Source organism: Enterococcus sp. AZ067 (assembly GCF_051715005.1).
Classification (GTDB): Bacteria; Bacillota; Bacilli; order Lactobacillales; family Enterococcaceae; genus Enterococcus_D; species Enterococcus_D casseliflavus.
On the sequence record NZ_JBIOSY010000001.1, the window covers coordinates 3,069,103 to 3,090,966 of the forward strand.

Sequence of the window (21,864 nt, forward strand, 5' to 3'; positions counted from 1 at the left end):
TCAAAGGCTGTTTACTCACTTTTGCCACGGAACCGTTGGCAAATCACTCGAGCGATTCTTTGTTTGTTTTTGATTAGTCCCCAAATTCTTTCGCTACTTCTACCCGTTTTTCGTTTTGGTCTTTTGCATTGTTCATGTCAAATTCCAAAACGGTTTGATAGCCAAGACCATCTGCTGTTTCTTGCATTTCTTTTAGCAATTGATCAAATTCTGCTTCATCTTTGGCAAAAACCATTCGCCAAGAGTACTCGATGATCGTCGCTTTGGCTTGGTTACGCAACGTAGAGATCTCTGAACTATCTTCTGGCGCTACATAGCTGGCACCAGGGGCAACTAACAATTGGTCGTTCTCCTCTAAATAGCCAATGGTGGATTCTGCACCACCCATATTTTTTGACCAATCTTCTTTTACAGGATCGGTTGTTTCATTTTGGTAGCTTTCCCACATCGTATAAGCATAAGGGAAGCCTGTATCAGGATTGATATCGATCGGTAATACCGTATTGACGTTGAGTGCAGATACGCCATCTTTGTAACTTCCGCCACCGTATTCTTCTGGCACATCCCCATCACCATCTAGCAATGCTTGTTTTCCGAACTCAGTTAAGACAGGCTCGCCGTCTTTCATTTCCCAAGTCAAGCCTTCTGGACCACTACTGCCGCTTGTTTGAGAAGAATTTGCTAACACACCTTCTGATGAGTAGAGCCAGTCAATGAAGGCTGCGATTCGTTCTGGGTCTTCGGCATTAGAACCGATCCCGATAAATTGTTTGCCCCCGTATACTTCCGCACCATAAGAGAAGATTTTTTGGTCTTGGATCGGTGCCAACATAAAGCCTTTTCCTTCAGTCAAGTTCGTGGTCGTATTAAAGGCCGCTTGACCTAACCAAGGCCACCATGAGAATAACACTTGTCCTTCTTGGAATTTTGCAAAAAGTGTATCGTAATTTTGCGTCGTTGATTCTGGGTCAACTAAGCCCATTTGATTGGCTTCGAAGTAAAACTTAAGTGCACGAATATATTCAGAGTCACTATCGAGAATGCTTTGATAATCAGATCCATCGGCTTTTGCCAAGACAAATCCTGATTCATCGTACCCATAGTAGGTGACCAGCTGTTTGCCTGCATTCATCATGTTGCCGTCCCAATCGCTGAATAGAGAAAACCCATACACTTTTTTGCCAGAATCTGTTGTTGGATTGTCTTCTTGCATTTTTTGAATCACAGGAAGCAGGTCTTCCAATGTACCGATTTCTGGATATCCTTGCTCCCCATAAAGATCCCAACGCACATAAGCACCAAATGTAGGATCTAATCCTTCTGAAGGATCGGTGGCTTTTAAGGTAGAAACGGAAGTTGGAAAGCCATACAGCCCATCGGCATCTTTGTTTAGATTTTGAACAGCCGCATCGAAGCGCTGAACATTTTCCATAGTTTCATAATACTCGCTCGCATCGGTCAACAAACCTGCTTCAACCAGTTCGTTGTATTGTTGACCATTATCAACAATGATCAAATCACCCAAATCGCCTGCTGCCGTTCTCGTTTGATAAAGGGTATCACCGTTTCCAGCAACGTTTGGTGCGATGATGTTCAATTCCATATTGAATTTATCCCGCACGATTTTGGCAAACCACCCTTCTTGCATCCCCATATAGTTGGCTAGCCCATTATAGACATCGATCGTGATCGTTTCATCGTAGCCACTTTCACTGGAAGCAGCGTCTGTGTCAGATTCAGCTGCTCCTCCACAGCCGGCTAAACTACCTAGCAATGTCATGCCTAACAAACCTGTTGCTACATATTTCGACATTTTTTTCATTTTCTTCCCTCTTTCTTTTTATTAACCTTTCACCGCACCCAACATAATTCCTTTGACAAAATACTTCTGGAATAGCGGATAAATGAACATGATTGGTAAAACAACAATGACTGAAACGGTCATGCGGATCGACGTCGGCGTCTGCGTTGTTGCTGCTGAAGCGATGCTAGAAAGTGATCCCGAGGTATTTTTGACCATTTGTGCCAACGAATTGGCTTGATTGATATACGTGTAAAGAAGGTATTGCAAGGAGTAGAGACTTTGATCCGTAATGTAAATCAATGTATCCTGGAAGGAATTCCATTGACCCACTGCCGAGAAAATCGCTACTGTTGCTAAAATCGGCGTACAGTTGGGTAAAATTACCCGAAAGAATACTTGAATGATGCCAGCTCCATCCATTTCAGCTGCTTCTTGCAATGATTTGGGGATCGACTCAATATAGGTTTTCACCAAGATGATATTGAAGGGCTGAACGACAGCCGGCAAAATATAGACCCAAAAGTTATTCGTTAAACCTAATGTCTTCATCGTGATGAATAATGGAATCAACCCTGCATTGAAATACATTGTAATCACGACAAAGCGATACCAAAATTTTCGTTTCCACATTTTTTCTTGGGTAAACATGAAGCCTAAAAACGCTGAAGCTAAGACAGTCGCGGCGGTACCAATCACCGTTCTAGCCACCGAAACCGTTGCGGCTAGAGGCAATCCTTTTAGCTGTAACACTTGACTATAGTTTTCAAAATGGATCTCTTGTGGAAAAAAGCGAATTTGGCCTAACGCACTCAACTCATTATTACTGATTGAATTAATGATCAAGTAATAAAAGGGATACGCGCAAATCAACGTAATCAAAAAGAAAAAGGTATAATTGAGGATACTAAACGTCAGGTTTTCACGTTTGCGTACTTTTTTCGCCTTTTTCTTTTCACTAATCGATAGTTCCATTGATATCCTCCTCTTCTAAATAATGGATGTCCCCCGAATTTTTTTCGAAGCAATATTGACGATGGCTAACAAGGCAACAGAAATGACACTTTTTAGCATACTGATCGCGGTCGCTAGCGATAGACTATTTCCGCCCATCCCTAAATTGTAGACATACAAATCGAGGACTTGGATCGTATTTCGATTGAATGCATTTTGGAAGACAAAGTACTGATCCATTCCGTTGTTCAGCAAGTTGGCGATAGACAGCATCAACATCACAAGGAACGTCGGCATCAAGGCAGGTAGTGTGATATGACGCATCAGGTGGAAACGATTCGCCCCATCGATTCGTGCCGATTCATACAATTCGGGGTCAATTCCTGAAATGCCTGCAAGATACATGATGGCACCCCAGCCCAAGCCTTTCCAAATATTCCAAAGACACATCATCAGCCACGTATGATTGCCGCTATCCAAAAATTTGACTGGATCGGTAACGAAGCCCCATTCTTGCAGCAACGTGTTTACCAGCCCTGTTGAAGAAAACAAGCTAAAGGCAATCGTATACACCAAAACCCAACTGATAAAATTCGGCAGCGTGGTCAGCGTTTGGACCAAATTTTTAAACCATTTGCACTTGATTTCGTTCAGTAAAATGGCGAAGCCTACTGGTAGGATCGAAGTGGCGATCCCTAAAAAACTCATGGCAAAGGTGTTTTTCATTACTTGTACGATCTGATCCACTTGTGTTGGACTAGAGACAAGAAGTCGAAACCATTTGAAGCCTACGAACTCGCTGCGCGCTAAACCTAATGCTGGTTTGTAATCATAAAGTGAATAAATCCATCCGTGCAAAGGAAAATAAGAGAACAAAAACACGAGAATCAGAAAGGGAACGATACATAAAAACAAAATCTTCCCTTCTCGTGTCACCCGCTTATTTTTTCTTGGGACACTGCTTAGTTTACTTTCCATTTTCCTCCCCCTTTTTTTGTAACCGCTTTTACATTTTTAATACTAGCACCTGAATGCTTATTTGCCACCTGTGAAAAATAGAGGTCAATCCGTACATTTTAGACTTCATTTTTCTTTTATTTATAAAGAACGTTGATCTATCAATGTTTTCGCTAGAAACCGCTCGAATGGTAAGGCTTTCAAAATTTGTTTTTTGCGAGTACTATAGGAATATATCAATTTTGGAGGGATAAAAATGAAGTACAATCCTGATGGTCAACTGTACAAAATAACCACCGTTTTTTCACAATTTACATTGTTAAATTTACTATATATCATTAGCTGTTTGCCAATTATTACGATTGGTGCTGCGACAGCTGCCCTTTATGAAGTGACGATTCGTTATGCGGATGAGGAGCGTGGTGAATTGATTGTAGGCTATGTGCGAGCGCTACGAGCAAACTTTATGAAAGCCACCGGTAGTTTTCTCCTTCTTGGGCTCCCCATGGTAGCACTACTGTATAGTAGCTTGTTTTGGTTTTCCTCAAAAACCATTCTTGCCAGTATTTTTGCTTTCGTTCTAATTGTTACAGCTATTTATCTGTTTATTGTGTTAGTCTATTGCCTTGCCTTAATTGGACGTTATGAAAACAGCTTTAGGCAAACACTAAAAAATGCGTTTCTGTTACCGATCGCGGACCCTATCCGTTCGTTAGCTCTCGCACTTATTCCTATCGCTGCGTTTTGTTTTGTTGTTTTATTTCCGTTGTTTAAATTTCTCTTGTTGATTTTCGGCTTTTCTTTTGTTATTTATTGTAGTTCATTCCTGTTGCTTTCTATCTTTCGTAATCAACAAGCATGAAAAGAATCAGTCATCTCTCACTTTTTCGTCGTCTGAGTCAGTTTTCCATTCGGCGACAATTGTTCATTCTTTATCTACCTGTTGTTTTTTTATCCACAGTGACTATAGGTCTCTTATTGGTCTACGATTCAACCAAACAGCTGACAGGCAATTACCAACACTTGGCAGAGTTGAATGCTCAGCGTGTCAAATCTGTTCTTTTTGATACAACAAACACGCTGACAAACACGGCGAGTTCCTTATCAAATGATACCCATCTACGTCAGCTTTTAACTGCCAATTACCTTGACGACCAAGAAGCGATCGTGGACATCAATAGCTATGATCAGCTAGATGAGATCAGAAATCTTCAAACCTCGATTGCGAAATTAACTATCTATACGACGAATCAAACCATTCCGAACTATAAATATTTTCAACAGACAGATGACACGATTCAAGCGACCGCCTGGTACCAACGAGCTCTTAAGCAACCCGATGCTTTTTTGATGACGATGCCAGAGGATTACAAAGCAAATCGTTTGAGTCTTTATAAAACGTTGCCTTTGCCTTTATCAAAAGAAACAGCCGTTTTGGAGATCCAAGTCGATTACAATTATCTCAGTAACCGACTTCGTAATTCATCCTATGAATTGGAATTACAGTTAAATGATGATGTCATCTTTTATAGCGACAAAATCAATCAAGTTGGGGAACCTGGACAGCTGACAGCTCTTTCTGAGCCGCAAACGAGTGCTGCCTTTTTAAAAAATGATGGTACCAAGGTGATGCTCACCAAAAGCACCTTACCCATGAGTAACAAAGAAGACATCATCACGATTTATAGTGCGGATACCAATGCCTATCGCAATCTACGCACTAATCTGATCCGGTGGAGCACGATCGTTTTGGTGATTTTGATCACTACTTTCATCATCGTCTTTCTCTTTGCTCGATTCTTTACCAAACGAATCTCTCAACTGCAGCAGGCGGTCTACTTTGCCTCGATCGAGGATTATGATTTCTTTCAAAATATCAGCGGCGAAGACGAGATTTCACAGATCTCTCTTGATTTCCATAAGATCATTCAACGAATCAAGAAAAAAGAAGAAGAGATCTACCGTTCACGTTTGGCACAGCAAGAGCTGTTGACTCAGCAGCAGCAAATGGAATTTAATATCTTAGCGGGGCAGATCAACCCCCACTTCTTGTTCAATACATTAGAAACGATTCGTATGATGGCGCTGACTTCTGGCAATTCTGACGTCGTTTATGCCATCAAGTTACTGGCAAAATCGATGCGCTATACGCTAGAAGCCCACGGAACCAAGCGAACGAGTTTAGAAGAGTCCTTAGACGCGGTTCACGTGTATGTCAAGATCCAGCGGATGCGCTTTGGCGATCGAGTCAACTTTTCCTATTCAGTCTCCAATGAGATCGACCAAAAAGAAGTCCAAATATTGCCCCTCCTGATTCAACCATTGGTGGAAAATGCCATCTCCCATGGCTTGGAAGGCATCACCTATCCAGGGTTTGTCCGTTTGACGATCACCAAAGACGGCCATGATCTGGTGATCGTGGTACAAGACAACGGCAGCGGGATACCGCCAGAAAAACTCGAACGCTTGCAGCAAAAAATCAAGACGCCCTCCACCCATGCCAAAAAGAACATTGGGCTAGCCAACGTCAATCATCGGGTCAAAATGTTTTATGGACCTGAATACGGCTTGACGATCGAGAGTGTGTTGGGCAGCGGCACACAAGTCACCTTGCGGATCCACGATCTAAGCCAAGATTCATTTTCTCCTCACTAAAACAGTAAAGCCCCCCTTCGATTTCTGAAACAGGAATCGAAGGGGGGCTTTTGATTGATTAGAAATCCCGCACACGAAGGGTTTGTTGTGATGAAGAGGCGCTGGCATAGCAGCCTACCATGATTCCAGTAAAGACACCGCCAACTTCAGTAGTCAGATATTTTGTTTCTCCCCTACCTAAAGGCTGTGCTTGTCCTTGCTCATCAACAACAGAAAAACGATAAGTTTCTTTATCGGCGCTCAGCTGCAAGGTGACTGTATCTGCTGCATAAGGCAGTTTCTTTTCCACTTTCCATAGGGAACCGATTTGTCGGCGGAAAACTAGCTGCTGACTGGACGCCGTTTTTTCCAGGTATCCCTCATAGTGATGGGTGGCATTTAAGAAAACCGTCAATCCCGCTCGTCCATCCGTTAGTTGCCGACAATCAAAGGTTGCTTGAAATTGTTGATCAAAGGCGGTTTGCCGTTGGAACACAGCCGCAAGTTTGCCTTGATCAGACAGACCCGTCTGATTAGGATGCAGCAAGAAGCCATGCGGCTCTTCTTCAATCAACGTCGTGTCCCATTCGAATAAAGTCACGTAATCAGGCTTGCTGCTCTTCTTTTGTGTTTCCTTTGGTGCCGCCATTGTGTCTACCTGAATGGTTTCTGGTAAATGACCTTCTTCGCCAAACACCGGCCATGGGTTTGACCAGTCTACTGGCAGTAGACATGTTTCCCGCCCTAACAAATGCCTCAAAGGATAGCTGATGGGGCGTACTGCTAGACAGACTGCCCACCAGTTGCCTTTAGTATCTTGCACGAGATCCGCATGCCCTGCGGCTTGCAGTGGCAGATTCGTACTGCGATTGGTCATCACTGGATTGTTTGGGCATGCTTCATAGGGTCCCGTCAAGGAACGGCTGCGGGCCATGGTCAGCATATGCCCATAGGACGTTCCGCCTTCGGAGATCAACAGGTAGTAATAACCGTCTTTTTTATACAAGTGGGGGCCTTCTGGATCAGCCGCTCCGCTGCCCGTCCAAATGTTTTGCCGCGGGCCTAGATCTCCAGAAGCCAAATCGATCGTCCGCAGATAGATCTCCTTATGGGTGCCTAAGTAATAGGTCTGTCCATCGTCATCTACGAAAATTGTTGGGTCGATCCCAGGGGTGTCCAGCCAAATCGGGTCAGACCATTCACCAGCGATGTCATCCGTCCAAATCAGAAAGTTGCCTTCTCCTCCTTCGTTTGCGCCAACGTTAGTACAAACGAGGTAAAAGCGGTCCTTGATGAAACGCAAGGTTGGGGCATACAGACCAAAAGCATTGGGGTTTTTCGTCGGTAGCTGCAACTGCTCAGGTCGCGAAAGTCCATGGCCAATCAGCTGCCAGTCTGCCAAGTTTTTACTGTGATAGATTGGTAATCCAGGAAAATATTCAAAGGTACTCGTCACCAGATAAAAGTCTTCCCCGACACGGCAAATACTGGGATCTGGATGAAATCCAGGTAAAATTGGATTCGTGATGGTTCGCATGGGCATCTAAAACTCCTTTATCGTGGTTTGGTCAGCCGTCAGCTCATGGCTCGTTTTTCCAGCAGTCGTGTGTATCTGCAAGAATGCTTGCTGGATGCCAGTCAGCTTGACGATCAGTTCTTGATCGACTCTTTCGACAGCCACCTCGCCAAGCCACTCACCGTGGTGATCATAGATAGCGGCAGCGGTCTTGTCTTGCGGATCAAAAAGATGGATCGTTGGCTGTTGGGCATAGTCATAGACTGCTTTGGTTTGTTCATGGCCTTCGATAATGACTTGATTTGGTCGGACTAACAGTGGCAAGTGGAAATAGTCATAGGTTTCTTGGTACCAGCGTCCGCCCTCGTATGCTTTGCCAGATAAATAGTCGATCCAATGCCCCTTCGTTTTCGGTACGTAAAAGGAGACTGTTCCTTGATCATTAAAAATGGGCGCCACTAAAAGGTGTTCCCCCAGCATGTATTGGCGATCCAAATGATGGGTCATCTCGTCTTCAGGAAACTCTAAGACCATTGCCCGCATCATCGGAATCCCCGTTTGAGCGGTTAGCACCGATTGGGCTTGCAAGTAAGGCATCAAGGACAGTTTTAACTTGGTAAAGGCTTTAGCTACCGCCACGGCTTCGTCGTCATAGACCCATGGCACTTTGTATTCCCAGCTGCCATGGTAACGGCTATGGGAAGACAGCAGACCAAATTGTGTCCAGCGCTTGTAGAGGTCTGGAGTTGAGCCAGCTTCAAACCCTGAGATATCGTGGCTCCAATACCCAAAGCCGCCTAACCCAAAGGACAGACCTGCCCGCAGCGACTCTGCCATCGATGGATAATCTGAGGTACTGTCGCCGCCCCAGTGTACAGGCAAGCGTTGTGAACCAACCGAAGCTGCCCGCGCAAAAACGATGGCTTCTTCTGCTCCCTTGACTTCTTTCAGCAAGTCAAAGACGACCTTATTGTATAGATAGGCGTAATAATTGTGCATTTTTTCTGGATCAGAGCCATCATAGTACACCGCATCGGTGGGAATCCGTTCACCAAAATCCGTTTTGAAGCAATCCACACCCATGTCTAATAAGGCACGCAGCTTGCTGTTGTACCAAGCGATCGCTTCAGGGTTGGTGAAGTCGACGACCGCCAAACCGGCTTGCCATTTGTCCCATTGCCAGACATCTCCATTGGCGCGTTTCAAAAAGTAGCCATTGGCCATCCCTTCATCAAACAAGGGTGATTTTTGCCCAATGTAAGGATTGATCCAGACACAGATTTTCAATCCTTTGGCTTTCAAGCGCTGCAGCATTTTTTCAGGTTCTGGGAAAGTTCGTTCATCCCATGTGAAGTTGCACCACTCGTATTCTTTCATCCATAAGCAGTCAAAATGAAAGACCTCAAGAGGGATATCACGTTCTGCCATACCGTCTACAAAAGACGTCACGGTTTGTTCATCATAATCCGTCAAGAACGAGGTACTTAGCCACAAACCAAAGGACCACGCAGGCGGCAACGACGGTTTCCCCGTCAAATCAGTGTAGCGCTGAATCACTTGTTTTAACTCATCGCCGGCAATCACAAAGTACTGCAGCGATTGTCCTGGATTGCTGAATTGAACACGCGAAACTTTTTCACTCCCCACTTCGAATTGCACCCGATCTGGTGAATTGACAAAGACGCCATACCCTTTATTACTTACATAAAAAGGAATATTTTTATAAGCTTGCTCTGTACCAGTGCCCCCGTCGGCATTCCAGATATCAACACTCTGGCCGTTCTTCACGAAATTTGTAAAGCGTTCCCCTAAACCATAGATCGTTTCTCCCACATCCAGGGTCAACTGTTCGCTGATATGGGTATTTGCTTGCGGATCGATCACTAAGGCTTTGCTGCGAGGCTTGCTTTGGGTAATCAGCTGTTCTTTGTAATAAAACGAAGCTGTCACATTTTCCTCTTTGGTGATTACGACTTGCAAGTCTCCCGAGCGAAAAACATAGGATTGCTCGTCTTCTGAAATATCAGGAGTGATCGCTTCTGTCATCAATTCAAAATCGGGGGCTTTGGCTTGGACCCCTTTATAGTTATAGAGGGTGATCCCAATGATATTGCTTCTAGGGGTAGTGACTTCCATCGTTAACAATCCGCCATCCAGCGTTGCCCCTTTATGTCCGACATAGCTATAAGGCAGATATAAAACCAATTTGTTTTCTTCTTTACGGGCATCGTAGACATGCACCGCAAATTTCACATCAAATCCTTCACGAAATAACCAACCGCCATCTGAAAATTTCATTTTTTTCCTCCTTGTTGGATCAATGTCAACGCCCCTAACAGACCAGAATCATTATAGTAACGACAAGTCTCGATCGGCACTTGGAAATCTGGCCAATGGGGGTTCTCATTGATTGCTTGTTTGATTATAGCTAATAGATCAGGGTGTTGGCTGATGCCGCCGCCGATCAGTATTTTTTCGGGATTCATCGTGACAGCTAGGTTGTAAATCGCAAGTGCGACATAACGTGCCCACTGTTTCAGGATCTCCTGCGTTTCAGGATCACTCGACCACTGCTGCATGATGGTTTCACCTAAAATCTCCTCTGATTCAGGAATCGCTTTTGCCCGCCGATAGGCATCAATCAGTCCTCTCGTTGAAGCTAGATCATGGAGGGTCGCAAAAGAAGATGCTTGAAAATCAGTGATCATCATTCCGAATTCTCCTGCCCGAAACCCATTGCCGTGAATCAACTGGCGCTGATGAACGAGCGCGCCACCAATACCGGTGCCTAATGTGATCATGACAAAATCTTGTACGTCAGCAGCATTGCCGGTAGAAAGTTCTGCTAAAGCAGCACATTTCGCATCATTTTCGATCCAGATCGGATAAGACTTGGTTAAACGCTGCTGCAGCTCTTGTACGACAGCACAGCCGTGTAAAGGAGCCAACGCCCCCGCCATGATCGCTCGGCCATTGACTGAATCAATGAAACCAGGAAAACTCAGCCCGATCCCTTCGATGATATGCACTTGCTCGACTTCTTTTATTTTGGCAGCTAAGGCAGCAAAAAATTCATCCCGCGTATTACTCGGGGTTTTGATTTTGCCTCGGTCCAGCCATTGATTCTTCTCGGTAAAAACCCCGAATTTGATATAGGTCCCGCCTACATCAAAGCACAGGCGTACATCTGTCATTTCTCCTCCTCCATTCGAAAAGCGCTTACAGTTTCATTTAAATTATATAAAAGAAAAAAAAGAAAGCCTACTTCTTAGAATAGACTTTCTTACTATAAAAATTAGCTTTTTTCTGTCTCCGATAGGCAATAGGATACTTCTTTTTTATTTCAGCATTGCTCCATTTGAAGCAATGACTTCCTTATACCAATCAAAAGAATCTTTCTTGATTCGATCAAACGAACCATTCCCTTCATTGTCACGGTCTACATAGATGAACCCATATCTTTTTCGCATTTCACCTGTAGTAAATGAGATGAGATCAATACAGCCCCATGCTGTATACCCAATCACATCAATGCCGTCTTCCTCGATGGCAAGCATCATTTGTTTGATGTGTTCAGCTAAATAGTCAATCCGTTCGGGATCATGAATGCCGGTTTCTGTCATTTGGTCATTAAAACCAAAGCCATTTTCCACAATAAAAATCGGCAGTTCATAACGGTCCTGCAAGAGATTCAGCATATAGCGCAATCCCATGTGGTCAATCGTCCAGCCCCATTCCGTCATCGTTGAATAAGGATTCGTTGATAGCACACTGCTGCCCAACAAAGGATCATGTAGATAGTTTGCATCTGAGCGGGTAGATACTGTATTGCTTAAATAATAAGTAATACCGATATAATCAACGGTGCCGTTTGCCAAATCATCAAGATCGGCTTCTGTCACATCGATCGTGTACCCTTTTTTCTGCCATTCATTGAGAATTCTTTTTGGGTAGTGTCCACGGACATGTACATCTGTGAAATAGAGTTGATTATTATCTTCTTGTTGTGCTAACAATTGATCACGAGGATCAGAAGTCAGCGGGTAATTAGGCGTGGCAGCTAAACAGCAGCCAATTTGAAACTCAGGATTGATTTTTTTCGCAGCTGTGACGACACGAGCTGAAGCAACAAACTGATAGTGAGCAGCTTGGTACATGCCTGCTAGTTTCTCCTCATCCTCGTCAAAGATCACACCAGAATTGGTAAAACTGTAAATTGGATTATCGATGATCCGCTGATTGTTGATCTCGTTAAATGTTAGCCAATACCGCACTTTTTCTTTGTAGCGTTCCATTACAGTTTGCGCAAAACGTTCAAAAAATCCGATCATCTTTCTGTTGCGCCAAGCCCCATAGGTTTCAACTAAATGATAGGGCATCTCGAAATGAGACAACGTCACAACAGGTTCTATTCCATATTTTTGCATCTCGTCAAAGACCTGATCGTAAAAATACAGCCCTTCTTCGTTCGGTAGTTGTTCATCTCCTAAAGGAAAAATTCGTGTCCATGCGATACTGATTCGCAAAGCTTTGAAACCCATTTCCGCAAAAAGTTTGATATCTTCCGGGTAACGATGGTAAAAATCAATGCCTTCATGATTCGGGTAATATTCCTCAGGCAAGATTGTGTTGGTAATTTTCCGAGGCCGATCTTTCGTGCCTGCTGTCATCACATCGGCAATACTGATCCCTTTTCCGCCTTCTTGCCAAGCACCTTCCACTTGATGAGCGGAGATCGCACCGCCCCATAAAAAATTTTCTTTCATTTTCAAACTCCTATCCTTCGTTGTTTACGGTAAACAGAATCCCTTCTGCTTCAATTGTTCCGGCCGTTGTTTCGTACTCGATTACTGTATCTGGCCCACAATTTGTAACGATCACGGGTGTCGATAATTGATAGCCTTTATCCAGAATCGCCTGCCGGTCAAAGGTCAACAAACGATCTCCTCGTGCAATTGTCGCACCATTTTCGACGTTAACATCAAAAAACTCACCATTTAGATTCACGGTATTCAATCCGACGTGGATCAATAATTCAACCCCTTGATCAGATTTAATACCAATCGCATGCTTAGAAGGGAAAACAGCAACAACAGTACCTGCAAAAGGTGCCCGAATGATTCCTTCATCGGGGATGACCGCAATTCCTTGTCCAGCGATTCCGCTGGCGAAGACATCGTCTTCCACTTCTGCTAAAGGCATCACTTGTCCTTTTACCGGTGAATAAATCGGAGTTGCTGCATTGGTTAAGATACTTTCTACCTCTGATTCAGGCTCTGCTTCAAATTCTGTTAGTTCACTTTCCTTCACGCCGAAGAAATAAGCCAGTAAAGCTCCTGACAACAATGAAACGGTGATTCCGATCAGATAACCCACCAAAGGACTGTAAACAGGCAAGGAAAAAATATTATGGAAAACATACGCATTCATCGTCACACCAAAAGCGCCTAACACTGCTCCGCCTAAACCACCGGAAATAGCTACGATCGGCAAAAGTCTTTTGTAACGAAGAATAATCCCATAGACGATGGGCTCTGTCACGCCGGCAAAGAAGCCAGTCAAGGCAACTGGGCCTGCCAAAGCCCGCATTTTCGAATGTTTTTTCGCTCGTAAGAAGAAGCCAACTGCAATCCCGATTTGAGCAAAAACAGCGGCCAATGCCATTCCTTCAATAGGGTCTCCACCTAATCTTGTCAGATTATCTAACGTTACAGGTGTAAAGCCCCAGTGCAAACCAAACATAACCATGAAGGTCATCCCGCCGCCTAAAACGATGCCTGAAAGGATCCGGCTTTTTTCAAATAACCACATTACACTTCCTGATAAAAGATCCCCGAAAAAGGTGCCGAATGGACCAAAAAGGATAACGGTCAATGGAATCATGATCATCAAACTAAGCATTGGTACGGCAAACAATTGAATGTCTTTATAAATAATCTTTTTCAAAAATTTATCTACAAATTGATAAATAAAAATAGCCGCAAAAATCGGAAATAGGGTTGTGGCATAGTCCACGGCTTGAACTGGTATCCCCAAGAAATTTGTATTTTCCACGCCAATCAACCCAGTAAACTGAGGTTCCAACAATGCTGCACCAATCACGCCGCCAACGTACATGTTGGCACCTAATCTTTTCGACAACGTGATCCCTAAGAAAATCGGTAAAAAATAAAATATTGCATTACTCGCAGCACTCAAAATGACATAAGTAGAAGATTCTGCTGATAACCAATTAAATTGGGTCAAAACCGTCAGCAGTGCTTTTAGCATCCCCGAACCTGCTAGAGCAGGAATTAAAGGAGAAAAAGCACCTGAGATAATTTCAAATACGGCGTTCAAATTAAAACCTGTTTTTTTCGAAGAACCTGTTTCTTGATCTGATAACCCAGCCATAGCTGAGATCGTCGCATAGTAATCTGATACATTGCTGCCGATTACGACTTGATATTGTCCTCCGCTTTGTACAACAGACATCACATAGGGCAGTTTTTGAAGTTCCCCTTTATTGGCCTTGGCGTCATCCTTCAAGCCAAAACGCAATCTCGTTGCACAATGAACCAAGCTGTCGATATTTTTTTCACCACCGATCAAGCGAATGATCGCGGCACTTTCGTTTTCAAATTTCATAGTTATTCTCCTTTTGCGTATAATAAAAAGCGTGATCTAGAAGACACCTCAAACAAAAGACTCGTTTGAGTGCTCACTCTAGGTCACGCCTGCTTTATCAGTAACGATCCGTTAAGATGCCAATCGATTTAAATGTAAGGTTAAATACAACACTTCATCTTCAGTGATTTCCCACTGATACCTATTTTCCAGAAATTGCTTGATTTTCATAGCACACTCATAATCCAACGGATATTTCAGTTGAATCACATCTAATAAACTAGACGCTGGTTGAGCTGGTAGCTCATTGCTCATCTGTCGTTTAACAAAGTAGCGAATGTGAGTGATGAATCGGGAAAAATAAATAGAGTCTTGTCTGAATTCTTTGCCATAATGATAATTGATGATCGTCAAAATATCTTTCATGACTTTGGAAATCAGCATTGTTTCTTCCATTCCGTTGTTATCGCCTAAAAAATTCACGAAATGCAGCGTAATAAAAGCAGCCTCATCTTGCGGAATATTCAGATGTGTTCGCTTTTGCATCAGCTCAACCGCTTGAAGACCAATTTCATATTCTTTCGGGTACACCTGCTTTAATTCCCATTCTAGGGGTGTTTGAATTTTCATCCCTTCTCTTGCTCTCGTCAGAGCAAAACCGATATGGTCTGCAAGTGCCACTAGCAGTGCAGGATTGCTTTCGCATTGAAACGCTTCCTCAAACAATTTTAAAATATCGCTGGCCAGTTGCAGATCACGATATTCAATCCGTTTAAGCAGCTGTTCCAAATCTGCAATGCTTTTTTGGTCGTTAATGATGAATCGCTTTTCTATTTTCTTTTGATCGACAGTGTCGCCTGGCTTCAAACCAAAGCCGATGCCACTCCCCATCACAACTTCTTCTTGGTGATTGTCGTTCAGGACTAATGAAGCATTATTATTAAATACTTTGACGATTTCCATGGTCAACACCTCCTAAAATAAAACAAAAAAATAACGTCACCAACTAGCTATGATCTTTTTCCAAAACAAACGAATGGAGAAAATCTCATACCTGTGGTCACGCCTGCATTATCAGTAACGATCCGATGCACTTACTATACTTCAAAATGAAAACGACGTCAATAGCTTTTTTAAAGCATTTTCTTGTATGAGCTTCTGACGAGATTATTCAAAAAAATGGCGACAAAAAAAGACGTGTTGTCTCTTGCTGCCGCCATGCGAACCTGTAATGCCGCTTTTTCTTTTCACAGATTTCTCTTTTCATTGCCTATGCGATGGACTGTTTTCCTGAAAAACAGCTGCTCATGTATCAGCGAATTTTCTTATGTTTTTCGAAACTCATTCGGCGAAACCTGATGGTATTGTTTGAACTTTTTGTAGAAATAATCAACATTGCTGTAGCCCACCAATTCAGCAACTTCGTAGACCATTAGATTGGAATGACGCAAGATTTCCACCGCTTTTTCCATTCGAACTTCATCCAAGAACGCCAAATAATTTTTCCCAGTTTCTTTGCGAAACTTCTTGCCTAGATAGGCACTATTGTAATTGAAACGTTCCCCGATTTTTTTCAAGGTCAAATCTTCTTGATAATGTTTTTTCGTGTATTGGATCAATTCTGCAATGATATCGATTTGGTTCAAACTGCTGGCGACTGTTGCTTGCAAGTCTGCTAGTTTTGCGGTGATTACCTCTTGTAGCATCGGAAACGTCTGGGCGAGAAAAATCTGCTGATGCACTTCGTCTGTCGACCATTCGATTGCTAAGGCTACTTTTTCACTGATTTGATGCTGCAGCCATTCGATGTCGCCATTGACTTGCCATTTGATCTCTTCTTCCAATGCCAATGAATGATAAAAGGTTTGATAATAGCGGAATAACGGCTGTTCCAACGGATCGTTTGCCAAAATCGCTTTAACTAATTCTTCACGCAAATCGCTTCGTTCTTCTGCTTCTTGGGTCGTATCCAAAACATGGTGAGAAATGACTTGATTGGGAAATAAGAAAATCAATTTACTTAATGTCTGGATATCGATCATCAATGGCTTCAAGTTATCTTGCGCCGCAAACCAGCGGGAGATCAAGATCTCTTGATGAGCCATTTTTTTGCGGCACCACGCATCGATCGCCTCGTCGGGAAAGCGTTCCTCGTTTAACAAAACCAAATACCGATGATGCCGATGGATCAAGGTGACGACTTGCGCCACTTGCTCCTGCAATTTCTCAACCAGCTTTTGGGCATCTGCCTCCTCGGAAAGACGCAATAGCTTGATGGCTTGTGCGTCTTTGATTCCCGTTTGATCCCCGCCAAACAATTTCTCCATCAACTGACTCTTCTGATTTTTCTGCTGATCGGTCTTGGCTTTTTGATCGATTTTCGTCAAAATACCGATCAGCTCTTCTTCGTCAACTGGTTTCAGCAAATAGGTCACAGCGCCCAGTTGCAAAGCTTGCTTGGCATAGTCAAAATCTGAGTAGCCGGATAAAATAATGGCAAAAAACAAAAGTCCTTCCTCCGATGCTGCTTGCACCATCTCAAGACCATTTTTTCCCGGCATACGGATATCAGCGATCACAACGTCTGGCTTCAATTCGCGGATCATTGCCAAGCCAGCTTCGCCGTTTTCCGCCGACCCGACGATTTGATACCCCAGACGTTCCCAATCGATGATCAGAGGTAGCCCATTTCGGATCGATGCTTCATCGTCAACGATCAACACTTTACGCATTTTCCAACCTCCATTTTCAGCTACTCCTTCGTTACATCATGTTTCACTTGTCAAACTTGCCCCGTTGGTGCGAATCACCTCTTGATACCAATAAAAACTATCTTTCGGGATGCGCGCCAACTGACGTTCGCTTTGATTGTCGCGATCGACATAAACAAACCCATAGCGTTTTTTGTATCCATTCAACCAACTCAGTAGATCTGTAAAGGACCAAGCACAATAGCCGATCAGCTCAACCCCATCCGTGATGGCCTTTTGCAGTTCCACCAGATGTTCCTGCAAATAGGTGATGCGGTAGGGGTCATGGATCTGTTTGTCTTCTGTCAATTGATCGATAGCGCCTAACCCATTTTCAGTAATAAAAATCGGCAATTCATAATTGGCTTGGATGCGTCGCAAGGCTACGCGGAAACCAACGGGATCGATCTCCCAGCCCCAATCCGTTTTTTTCAAGTGAGGATTTTCTGCTGTCGCAAACATGGTTTCTTCGGGTGAGAACTCACCAGCTGCCGCTTGCATCAAATACGGATCGACTTTAGAAAATTCTTTCTTTTCAGCTGACTGCTTTTGCAAATTGTTTTGCTGGGCCGTCCCACCGTGATAGTAATTGATTCCTAAGAAATCAGGTTCTGCCTGTTTTAATAGTGCTTGATCTTCTGGAGTTACTTCAGGAGCCAAGCCAACTTTGGCTAATTGCTTGTACACAAATTTCGGGTATTCGCCTTTGCAATAGACATCTAAAAACCACGCGTTGTTGAAGGCTTCGCCATTTTCTGCTGCTAGCACATCTTCTGGGTCACAGCTAAACGGATACATCGGTCCATAGCCAAAACTTGGGCCGATCTTGCCCTGAGGAACCAGCTCATGGAACAAATTGATCGCCTTAGCATTGGCAAGGTTGATGATATGATTGGCTGCATACATCCGTTTTAAGTCCTTCAAGCCTGGTGGATGTGCCGCCCAACGGTACCCAAGAGAAGTGAAGACATTTTGTTCATTCATGGTGACCCAATAGGTGACTTTCTTTCCTAAGCGTTCAAAAAGGATCCGGCAATACCGTTCAAATGCTTCTGCTGTTTCTCGGCCTTCCCATCCTTGGTATTTGTCTTGCAAAGCCTGGGGAAGGTCCCAATGATAAAGCGTCAAAATCGGCTCTACTCCTTGCCGAAGCAATTCGTCCACCAGCTTTTCGTAAAACGCCACACCCGCTTCATTGACCGCGCCTTCGCCATCAGGCAAGATTCGCGACCACGCCACACTAAAGCGATAGGCTTTCAAGCCCATTTGCTTCATCAAGGCAACATCTTCTTTGTATCGATGGTAGTGATCGATCGCCACTTTGCCGTTGGTTTCCTCAAAAGTATTGCCAGGAATTTGGGCATAGGTGTCCCAAATCGACGGACCTTTGCCGTCTTCTGCCCATGCTCCTTCAATTTGATAGGCCGCCGAAGCTGCCCCCCATAAGAAGTTTTCTGGGAAAGGATCTAAGTTTGTGTGAAACATCAAGTTGCCTCCTTCATTTCCTAAACCGAAATAAATCGGTTACATTTTATCGTATCATAATTTGGTTGATTCGTAACAATTGCCAAAAGATATTTTTTAGGTGAAAAAACTGCCGCTCCTCAGAACGACAGTCGTTTCTTATTAAAACAGGTAATCATTCAAACGAGATTTCACATATTCAATGTGGCTGGATTCTAATTCGATTTGATCATGCGCCAATGCGTAATCTGTCAGTGTTTCTAAGTTTTCCTCATCAGCAACGATCTTCGCTCCGATGCCTTCTTGGAAAGAGGCGTATCGTTTTTCCTTCAATTCGTCTAAGAAGCGGTCTTCTTTTAGTTTCGCTGCTGCTTTCAACGCTCGGGCATACGTATCCATACCAGCGATGTGGGCTAACAACAGATCTTCCATTTCAAATGACGAACGACGGACTTTAGAATCGAAATTGATTCCTCCCGGTGCGATGCCGCCGTTTTCTAAGACTTCGTATAAAGCAAGTGTCGAGTCAAAGACGTTGGTTGGGAATTCATCCGTATCCCACCCTAACAGCATATCTCCTTGGTTGGCATCCAGTGAGCCTAATGCGTTATAGCTACGGGCAACGGCGATTTCATGTTCAAAGGTATGGCCAGCTAATGTTGCATGATTGGCTTCTAGGTTTAATTTGAAATCTCCTTCTAAGCCGTAGTGCTGAATGAAGGCCATCGTTGTCGCTGCATCAAAATCATATTGATGTTTTGATGGTTCTTTTGGTTTCGGCTCTAATAAGAACTGCGGTTTATGACCGATTTTTTCGCCATAAGCGATCGCCATTTTGAATAGACGGGCGATGTTGTCTTGTTCAAATTTCATGTCTGTATTCAACAAGGTTTCATAGCCTTCACGGCCACCCCAGAAGACATAGTTTTCGCCGCCTAATTTTTTCGAGATGTCTAAGCCTTTTTTGACTTGGGCTGCCGCATACGCATAAACTTCCGCATTATTGGTGGAAGCAGCGCCGTTATTGAAACGAGGATGTGAGAACATATTTGCTGTATTCCATAATAGTTTGATTCCCGTTTGTTCCATTTTTTCTTTGATCAAATCGGTGATTTCGTCTAAGTTTTGGAAAAATTCTTCTAACGTTTCTCCTGCAGGTGCCACGTCAACATCATGGAAACAGAAGAACTCTGCCCCTAATTTTTCGCAAATCTCGAAGAAGGCTTCTACTCGATTTTTCGCCGTTTCCATTTCGGTGTCACCGATCCACGTCCGTTTGTTGACAGGTGCGCCGAAAGGATCAGAGCCGTCTTGCGTCATCGTATGCCAATAGGCGATTGCAAAACGTAGATGATCTTTCATTTTCTTGCCTAAAACAACTTCTTCGGCATCGTAGTGACGAAATGCAAACATATTGTCTGTTTTAGGACCTTCGTAGCGGATTTTTTCGATCTCTGGGAAATAACTCATTGTTGTTGCCTCCATTTTATGTTTTTTAGTGTAATAAACTAACTTACTTGTTTCCAATCATTTAGAACCAAAAATGATTCCTCGCTTTGATCAAGTAGATTGCCTGCTGCCATTACGCTATTCGATTTGCGCCAATGCATGGCAGATAGGTGCGGTTTGTTGGTAGACGGTGCGGTAGATCGCATAGATTTCTTGGTATTTGGCGACATTTTCAGGAATCGGTGCAATGGCCTTGCCGTATTTGACAAAGGCGTTAACACAGGCACCTGCATCTGGATAAATGCCACTGCCGATTGCTGCCAGCATTGCTGCGCCCATACCTGGACCTTGCTCAGTAGACAAAGTCAGCATTTCTGCATTAAAAATATCGGCTTGCATTTGCAGCCATTCGGCATTTTTCGCACCGCCCCCCACAGAAACGATCTGGGTAAATTTCCGCTGTGCCCGTTCTTCCATGATCATTTGGGAATCTTTCAAAGAGAAGGTGATCCCTTCTAAGACGGCACGACTGAAATGCTTTTCGCGATGCCGTGTGTCGATGCCGATAAAACTACCCCTGATTTGGCTGTCGGTATGCGGTGTGCGTTCGCCCACGATATAAGGCGTAAACAGCAGGCCTTCTGCCCCTGGGTTTACCTCACTGATCGCTGAAAGCAATTCCTGAAACGATTGGTTGGGGGCAAACGTATCACGATACCAGCTTAAGGAATTTCCAGCGGCTAACGTGACCCCCATTGAATACAACTTGTCTTTGATCACATGACGGAAAAGGTGTAGATCTCCTTGATAATCAACCTCTTGCGCTTCTTCAAAGGATAAGAACACACCGCTCGTGCCAAACGACACCATGCCGACACCTTCGGCGATGATCCCTGAACCTAATGCAGCACAGGCATTGTCTGCGCCACCTGCATAGATCGTCACCTCTTGTTCAAAGCCAAAGGCTTCTTGCAGTTCTTTTCGCATTTGCCCCACAGGCGCTGCTGATTCAAAAAGCTGCGGCAGTAAATCCGATGCGATTGCGAATTTTTCTAGAATGGCTTCAGACCAGCACTTCTTTTCGATATCCAGCAGTAACGTACCCGCTGCATCGGAATAATCCATCGAATAGTTCCCAGTCAGCCAAAAAGCCAAGTAGTCTTTTGGCAGCATCATGTGACGAACTTGTTGCCAATGTTCAGGCTCGTGTTCTTGGACCCATAAAATTTTTGGTAAGGTGAACCCTTCCAAAGCAACATTCTTGGTGATTGCTTTTATTTCCTCTCCAAAGGATGCCATGATCGCTTGGCATTGTTTGGTGGTCCGAACGTCATTCCATAATATTGCCGGACGAATGACTCGGTTTTCTTCATCCAATAAAACAAGACTATGCATTTGCCCAGAAAAGCTGACGCCGATCAATTCCTTCTGCAGCGTTGGAAGCTGCTGGATCAAGGTTTTGATCACCTTATCTGCCGCCTCTTGCCAATGCACCGGCTCTTGCTCACTGAACCCCGGTCTAGGGGATGACAATGGATAGTCAGCACTTGCTGTTCCTTGGAGTTCCCCGGTTTGATCAAAAACTAAGCCTTTTAACGCACTTGTTCCTAGATCCAACCCTAAAAAATAAGCCATCTCTTCTCTCCTTCCTCTGTTTGAAGCAGTTAACCATTGACTCTCAAACGGTTAATTAGCATTCAAAACTAACTAATCGAATAGTAAACGATTCTCGC

Annotated in this window: 15 protein-coding genes; 2 read left to right on the plus strand and 13 right to left on the minus strand. The window is 43.8% G+C overall.

What is annotated here, in order from left to right; translation table 11 throughout:
* Positions 1-73: 73 nt before the first annotated feature.
* From IGI82_RS14590 to IGI82_RS14600, 3 genes are read right to left on the minus strand one after another with little or no spacing between them, the layout of a single operon-like run.
* Positions 74-1,822, minus strand: a complete 1,749-nt coding sequence (locus IGI82_RS14590) for an ABC transporter substrate-binding protein (RefSeq protein WP_438842395.1) — start codon at positions 1,820-1,822, stop codon at positions 74-76.
* Positions 1,823-1,843: 21 nt separating this feature from the next.
* A complete protein-coding gene (locus IGI82_RS14595; RefSeq protein ID WP_005228460.1) occupies positions 1,844-2,776 on the minus strand; it encodes a carbohydrate ABC transporter permease in 933 nt (310 codons plus the stop codon).
* A gap of 15 nt (positions 2,777-2,791) precedes the next feature.
* A complete protein-coding gene (locus IGI82_RS14600) occupies positions 2,792-3,733 on the minus strand; it encodes an ABC transporter permease (protein ID WP_005228459.1) in 942 nt (313 codons plus the stop codon).
* 235 nt (positions 3,734-3,968) lie between these two features.
* Between IGI82_RS14600 and IGI82_RS14605 the strand changes: the two genes are divergently transcribed.
* Both IGI82_RS14605 and IGI82_RS14610 read left to right on the plus strand, forming a co-directional pair.
* Positions 3,969-4,574 (plus strand): YesL family protein, encoded by a 606-nt coding sequence (locus IGI82_RS14605; protein ID WP_005234068.1) that lies wholly within the window; start codon positions 3,969-3,971, stop codon positions 4,572-4,574.
* Complete coding sequence (locus IGI82_RS14610) at positions 4,571-6,367, plus strand: sensor histidine kinase (RefSeq protein ID WP_438842396.1); 1,797 nt, start codon at positions 4,571-4,573, stop codon at positions 6,365-6,367. The genes IGI82_RS14605 and IGI82_RS14610 overlap by 4 nt, the downstream gene beginning before the upstream one ends.
* A 58-nt stretch (positions 6,368-6,425) precedes the next feature.
* Here the strand turns inward: IGI82_RS14610 and IGI82_RS14615 are convergent, their stop codons facing one another.
* The 10 genes from IGI82_RS14615 to xylB form a co-directional block, all read right to left on the minus strand.
* A complete protein-coding gene (locus IGI82_RS14615) occupies positions 6,426-7,889 on the minus strand; it encodes a family 43 glycosylhydrolase (RefSeq protein WP_438842397.1) in 1,464 nt (487 codons plus the stop codon).
* Positions 7,890-10,160 (minus strand): alpha-xylosidase, encoded by a 2,271-nt coding sequence (gene yicI, locus IGI82_RS14620; RefSeq protein WP_438842398.1) that lies wholly within the window; start codon positions 10,158-10,160, stop codon positions 7,890-7,892. It abuts the gene before it with no gap.
* Positions 10,157-11,056: an ROK family protein gene (locus IGI82_RS14625; RefSeq protein ID WP_115232743.1), complete on the minus strand. Its 900-nt coding sequence runs from the start codon at positions 11,054-11,056 to the stop codon at positions 10,157-10,159. The genes yicI and IGI82_RS14625 overlap by 4 nt, the downstream gene beginning before the upstream one ends.
* 144 nt (positions 11,057-11,200) lie before the next feature.
* Positions 11,201-12,628: a 6-phospho-beta-glucosidase gene (locus IGI82_RS14630; RefSeq protein WP_438842399.1), complete on the minus strand. Its 1,428-nt coding sequence runs from the start codon at positions 12,626-12,628 to the stop codon at positions 11,201-11,203.
* 10 nt (positions 12,629-12,638) lie between these two features.
* Positions 12,639-14,489 carry a beta-glucoside-specific PTS transporter subunit IIABC gene (locus tag IGI82_RS14635; RefSeq protein WP_060791440.1) on the minus strand — a complete coding sequence of 617 codons (1,851 nt, stop codon included), beginning with the start codon at positions 14,487-14,489 and terminating at the stop codon, positions 12,639-12,641.
* A 111-nt stretch (positions 14,490-14,600) separates the two neighbouring features.
* On the minus strand, positions 14,601-15,431 hold the full coding sequence (licT, locus tag IGI82_RS14640) for a BglG family transcription antiterminator LicT (protein ID WP_010749938.1): 831 nt from the start codon (positions 15,429-15,431) through the stop codon (positions 14,601-14,603).
* 362 nt (positions 15,432-15,793) lie between these two features.
* A complete protein-coding gene (locus IGI82_RS14645) occupies positions 15,794-17,200 on the minus strand; it encodes a response regulator transcription factor (RefSeq protein ID WP_438842400.1) in 1,407 nt (468 codons plus the stop codon).
* Between the two features lie 36 nt (positions 17,201-17,236).
* Positions 17,237-18,703 (minus strand): glycoside hydrolase family 1 protein, encoded by a 1,467-nt coding sequence (locus IGI82_RS14650; protein WP_438842401.1) that lies wholly within the window; start codon positions 18,701-18,703, stop codon positions 17,237-17,239.
* A 141-nt stretch (positions 18,704-18,844) separates the two neighbouring features.
* Complete coding sequence (xylA, locus tag IGI82_RS14655; protein WP_086291754.1) at positions 18,845-20,152, minus strand: xylose isomerase; 1,308 nt, start codon at positions 20,150-20,152, stop codon at positions 18,845-18,847.
* A 117-nt stretch (positions 20,153-20,269) separates the two neighbouring features.
* On the minus strand, positions 20,270-21,766 hold the full coding sequence (gene xylB / locus IGI82_RS14660) for a xylulokinase (RefSeq protein WP_438842402.1): 1,497 nt from the start codon (positions 21,764-21,766) through the stop codon (positions 20,270-20,272).
* Between the last annotated feature and the right edge of the window lie 98 nt (positions 21,767-21,864).